Here is a 4,878-nt window from a genome sequence, read left to right as displayed (position 1 = left end):
CGGACTTCGAGGCCATCATCGACGGACTGGTCGAACTGCTCGACGGAAAGTACGACGAGGTGAGCCGGAACGGGGACGAAATCGTCGTGCGTGACGTGGGGTTCGATCCCGAGAAGGCTCGCAAATTGGGCGTTCCGGAGGGTCCAGCGTTCGGAAAGCTCTCGTCCGGGGTCGCGGTGGAGGTGAACGGGACGACGATTCCACCCGGCAAGGTGCAAACCGAACGGACACGCGTCTTCCCCGTGCGGTGAATCCCGGGGATGAATCAGTGCTTATAGCTTTTTTTCACGATGGGGTGATATGAGTCAGACGACCGTCGCCCAGAGGGGAAAGATAATTAATGTGCGTTCGTAAAAGAAGCTTCAAGGATGGATTCAATCGTTGAAGACGCCATTGAGGAGGCGGAAGGGCAACAACAGGAAGCCCCCCAATCGCAGGTCGGTGGTGTCTCGCAGGACACCAGTCTCTCCGGGACGATGACCGACGAGGAACTACAGGACGTACTCAAGGAACTCCAAACCAACATCACCGTCGTCGGGTGCGGCGGCGGTGGCGGGAACACGGTCAACCGAATGGCCGAAGAGGGGATCCACGGGGCGTCACTCGTCGCCGCGAACACCGACGTTCAGCATCTCGTCGAAATCGAGGCGGACACTAAGATCCTGATGGGCGAACAGAAGACGAGCGGGCGCGGTGCCGGGTCGCTCCCGCAGGTCGGCGAGGAGGCCGCCCTCGAAAGTCAGGACGAAATCTACGACTCGATTCAAGGCTCGGACATGGTGTTCGTCACCGCCGGTCTCGGCGGCGGCACCGGCACGGGGAGCGCCCCGGTCGTCGCCAAAGCCGCGCGCGAGGCCGGTGCGCTCACCATCGCCATCGTCACGACGCCGTTCACGGCGGAGGGCGAGGTCCGCCGCACCAACGCGGAGGCCGGTCTGGAGCGCCTGCGCGACGTGAGCGACACCGTCATCGTCGTCCCGAACGACCGCCTGCTCGACTCCGTGGGCAAACTGCCCGTCAAACAGGCGTTCAAGGTTGCCGACGAAGTGCTCATGCGCTCGGTGAAAGGCATCACGGAGCTCATCACGAAGCCCGGCCTCGTCAACCTCGACTTCGCCGACGTTCGCACCGTCATGGAGAAAGGCGGCGTGGCGATGATCGGTCTCGGCGAGAGCGACTCCGACCAGAAGGCACAGGATTCGGTCAAGAGCGCCCTGCGCTCGCCACTCCTCGACGTGGACATCAGCGGCGCGAAATCCGCGCTCGTCAACGTCACCGGTGGCAATGACATGTCCATCGAGGAGGCCGAAGGCGTGGTCGAGCAGATCTACGACCGCATCGACCCCGACGCCCGCATCATCTGGGGGACCTCCATCGACGAGGACCTCGACGGCACCATGCGTACCATGATCGTCGTCACCGGCGTCGAATCGCCACAGATCTACGGCCGCAACGAAGCCGAACGGGCACAGGCGCAGGCCCAACAGCAGGCCGAAGACATCGACTACGTCGAATAATCTCTTCTTCGTTTTTCGGATTTGTGGCGGAGAGCCGTGGGTTTTCACAAAAATCGAGACGAGTTCGGTACGAGCTTCGATGCCGTTTCGATCGATCCCCCTCGAACGTGTCCCAACCACGTTTCGCTCTCATCCCTCTGTAGTAAGATAGAAAAAGCCCGATGGCCAAGCACAACCAACAATGGACGTTAAGCTTGACCTCGCGTCGTACCTACGGGTGCTCAAATTGGCGAGCACGCCGTCGTGGAACGAGTTCTCAAAGATCGCTCAGATTGCCGGTGCCGGTATTCTGCTCGTCGGACTGCTCGGGTTCGTGATCTTCGCCATCATGAGCTTCATCAACGCCGCCCCCGTATAGGAGAACAAATGCCTATCTACGCAGTAAAGACCACGGCAAGTCAGGAACGTACAGTCGCGGACATGATCATCAACCGCGAGGAACCGGAGATTCACGCGGTCCTCGCACCCGACTCGCTCACCAGCTACGTCATGGTCGAGGCCGACGACCACCGCGTCATCGACCGCGTACTGGAGGAAATCCCCCACGCGCGGAGCATGGTCCCCGGCGAGAGCAACATCTCCGAAGTGGAGCACTTCCTCTCCCCGACGCCCGACGTGGAGGGCATCGCGGAAGGGGACATCGTGGAACTCATCGCCGGACCGTTCAAGGGTGAGAAGGCGCAGGTCCAGCGTATCGACGAGGGGAAGGACCAGGTAACGGTCGAGCTATACGAGGCCACCGTCCCGATTCCAGTTACCGTGCGCGGTGACCAGATCCGCGTGCTGGACAGCGAAGAGCGATAGCTCTTCTGACCCTCGTTCGCACCGGAAGAACTCCGTTCTTCCGTGCTCCCGTTCGCTTCGTCGCCGGCGTAAAGCGCCGGCTTCCAGCGGGACCGACGGTCCCGCCCGGCTCACGAGAACAGCGAAGAGCGGTAAGCACAGCGCACCGCTCCGTGACACGGGAGCGAGCTTCCCGATTCTCTCGACTTCTCCGACCCCCTACGAGCGTGCAGTATCCGTGTTCGCCGACTATCTCGACGAATCGTCGTGAGCGTGAACCGCGAACTCCAGCGCGTTGACGAGGTAGTGGGCGACCACGACCACAACCATGCTTCCCGTCAGGACGAACGCGCTGGCGAGCGCCGCACCCAGCGTCCCCGTGACGAGCACACCGGCCGGACCCTGCGCGCCATGGCCGACAGCGAACGCGGCTGACGAGGCGACGACGAGGAACCACGGCGAGATGCCGTACCCGGCGGCGAACACGCCCACGAGGGACGACCGGAACAGGAGTTCCTCGAACCCCGCGATGATCGGGAGGACGAGAACGAGCAAAACGATCCACCCGCGGACCGAATCGGGGGTGAGCATCTCCCGAAGGCTGTCCTCGTACTCGATTCCGGCCGCGTCGACCACTTGCTGGCCGAGTTCGTTGGCGACGTAGAGCGCCACCCCGAGAAGTGCCCCGACGCCGAACTGGGTCGCCGTCGCGCTCCCCACGCCGAGCGCGTCGGCGGGAATCGCGGTCAGCACGGCGGCGACGACGAGAATCACGCCGAACAGCCCCTGACTCAGCGCGACGTTGACCAGCAGCGTCCCCGGCGTGAAATCCTCCACAGGAGTCGGAGACTCGACGGCCGGGAACGGTTCGTCGGGGATCGGCGACGAAACTTCGGTCGGTCGGCGGCCCTGGTCCTCGACACTGGAATCGTTCGATTCGTTGGTATCCCGTTCGTCGTCGTCCCGTTCGTCCCCGTTCCTGCTCCGTTCGTACCCGCCCCATTCGTCCCCGCCGTTCCGTACGCGTCGGTCGGGCGTTTCGACGGTTGCCTCGGGTTCCTCCCATCCGTCTTCGTCCTCCCCGACGAACATCGCTTGCGAGGCGCGGGCCAGTGCGATGAGGACGACGAGGACAATGAGGGTGACGCCTGCGAACGCGTTCCAGTTCGGCGTGACCATTCACGTTCGTGTTCGTACGCTGACGGTGAAAAACTATCTACTACGGCGACGCGGTCGCTGCTCGTGTCGGAGAACGGAAAAAACGAATTCTCGTTCGCCCGCTACTGCGGACTTGGGTTGCTACCGGGCTTGGTGCCGCCGACCTTGCGGTCGAGGGCGTGGCCGGTGATGTCCTTCAGTCGGTTGATGAGGCTGTCCTTCTCGGATTCGCCCGTGAGCGCGACTTCGAGGACTTCGCTGATGTGCGTGACGGGGACGATTTCGATCATCTCTTTGTACTCGTCCTCGATCATCACGTCTTGCTCGTTGGCCTTCGGGATGATGACCGTCTTGACGCCCGCTTTCGCGGCCGCCTCGATCTTGTGCGTGACGCCACCGACGGGGAGCACGTCGCCGCGAACCGACAACGAGCCGGTCATGGCGATGCTCTGGTCGATGGGGATGTTCTCCAGCGCGCTGATGACCGCCGTGGCCATCGTCACCGACGCGGAGTCACCCTGGACGCCTTCGTAGGATTGGACGTACTGGATGTGGATGTCCTTCTCGGAGATGTCCTCGTCGCTGAACTTCTTGATGATGGCGCTGACGTTCTGCACCGCCTCCTCGGCGATGTCCTGCAGTTTCCCGGTGGCGATCACCTTGCCGGGACCCTGCGACGGCGCGACTTCCGCCATGACGGGCATGACGATACCGCTGTCCTCGCCCATGACCGCCAGACCGTTCACGCGGCCGACCACGTCGCCCGCCGAAACGGTGAGTTCGTAGTCCTTCCGGCGTTCGATGTAGTCGTCGGCGATCTGTTGCTCGATGGAACGCGAGCGCTGTTTCGCTTGCAGCACGTGGTCGCGCGTGGTGTTCTCGGCGTCCTCCGCACGGGCGATGTCACCGGCGACGCGGACGAGGCCACCGAGGTCACGCAGTTTGAGCGTGAGGTGGTCCTTCCGCATCGCACGGCGCTGGGCTTCGAGGATGATTTCCTCGACTGCCGTGTCCGTGAAGTGCGGGAGCCGACCGTCCTTTTCGACTTCCTGTGCGACGAAGCGCGCGTATTTCCGGCGCATCTCCGGCGTGTCGTCGATGGTGTCGTCCATGTACACTTCGTACCCGTACCCCTTGATACGGCTCCGGAGCGCCGGATGCATGTTCTCCATCGCGTCGAGGTTCCCCGCCGCGACCATCACGAAGTCGGTCGGGACGGGTTCGGTGTGAACCATCGCACCGGACGAGCGTTCGGACTGTCCGGTGATGGAGAACTCGCCCTCCTGAATCGCGGTCATCAGCTTCTGCTGACTGCGGATGTCGAGGGTGTTGATCTCGTCCACGAACAACACGCCCTTGTTCGCCTTGTGGATGGCGCCGGGTTCCACGCGGTCGTGGCTCGGCGTCTCCATGCCACCGG

General features: G+C 63.0%; 5 protein-coding genes and 1 pseudogene. 4 read left to right on the top strand and 2 right to left on the bottom strand.

Features of this window, described 5'->3' with window-relative positions; all coding sequences use genetic code 11:
- The 4 genes and pseudogenes from WBV42_RS12560 to WBV42_RS12545 all read left to right on the top strand — a co-directional run.
- Positions 1-251: pseudogene (locus WBV42_RS12560) on the top strand (D-aminoacyl-tRNA deacylase); the annotation flags it as partial.
- A 117-nt stretch (positions 252-368) separates the two neighbouring features.
- Positions 369-1,517 (top strand): cell division protein FtsZ, encoded by a 1,149-nt coding sequence (gene ftsZ / locus WBV42_RS12555; RefSeq protein ID WP_423986334.1) that lies wholly within the window; start codon positions 369-371, stop codon positions 1,515-1,517.
- A gap of 181 nt (positions 1,518-1,698) precedes the next feature.
- Positions 1,699-1,875 (top strand): protein translocase SEC61 complex subunit gamma, encoded by a 177-nt coding sequence (locus tag WBV42_RS12550; protein ID WP_253228245.1) that lies wholly within the window; start codon positions 1,699-1,701, stop codon positions 1,873-1,875.
- Positions 1,876-1,883: 8 nt separating this feature from the next.
- Positions 1,884-2,321 (top strand): transcription elongation factor Spt5, encoded by a 438-nt coding sequence (locus tag WBV42_RS12545; RefSeq protein ID WP_423986333.1) that lies wholly within the window; start codon positions 1,884-1,886, stop codon positions 2,319-2,321.
- 228 nt (positions 2,322-2,549) lie between these two features.
- Here the strand turns inward: WBV42_RS12545 and WBV42_RS12540 are convergent, their stop codons facing one another.
- Complete coding sequence (locus WBV42_RS12540) at positions 2,550-3,479, bottom strand: lysostaphin resistance A-like protein (RefSeq protein WP_423986332.1); 930 nt, start codon at positions 3,477-3,479, stop codon at positions 2,550-2,552.
- 101 nt (positions 3,480-3,580) lie between these two features.
- On the bottom strand, positions 3,581-4,878 hold a 1,298-nt coding region (gene lonB, locus WBV42_RS12535), incomplete at its 5' end, for an ATP-dependent protease LonB (protein WP_423986331.1).

The sequence above is a fragment of the Haladaptatus sp. genome (assembly GCF_049589095.1).
Taxonomy (GTDB): Archaea; Halobacteriota; Halobacteria; order Halobacteriales; family Haladaptataceae; genus Haladaptatus.
Note: the sequence above shows the minus strand (reverse complement) of the source record. Positions and strands in the feature narration are given on the sequence as shown.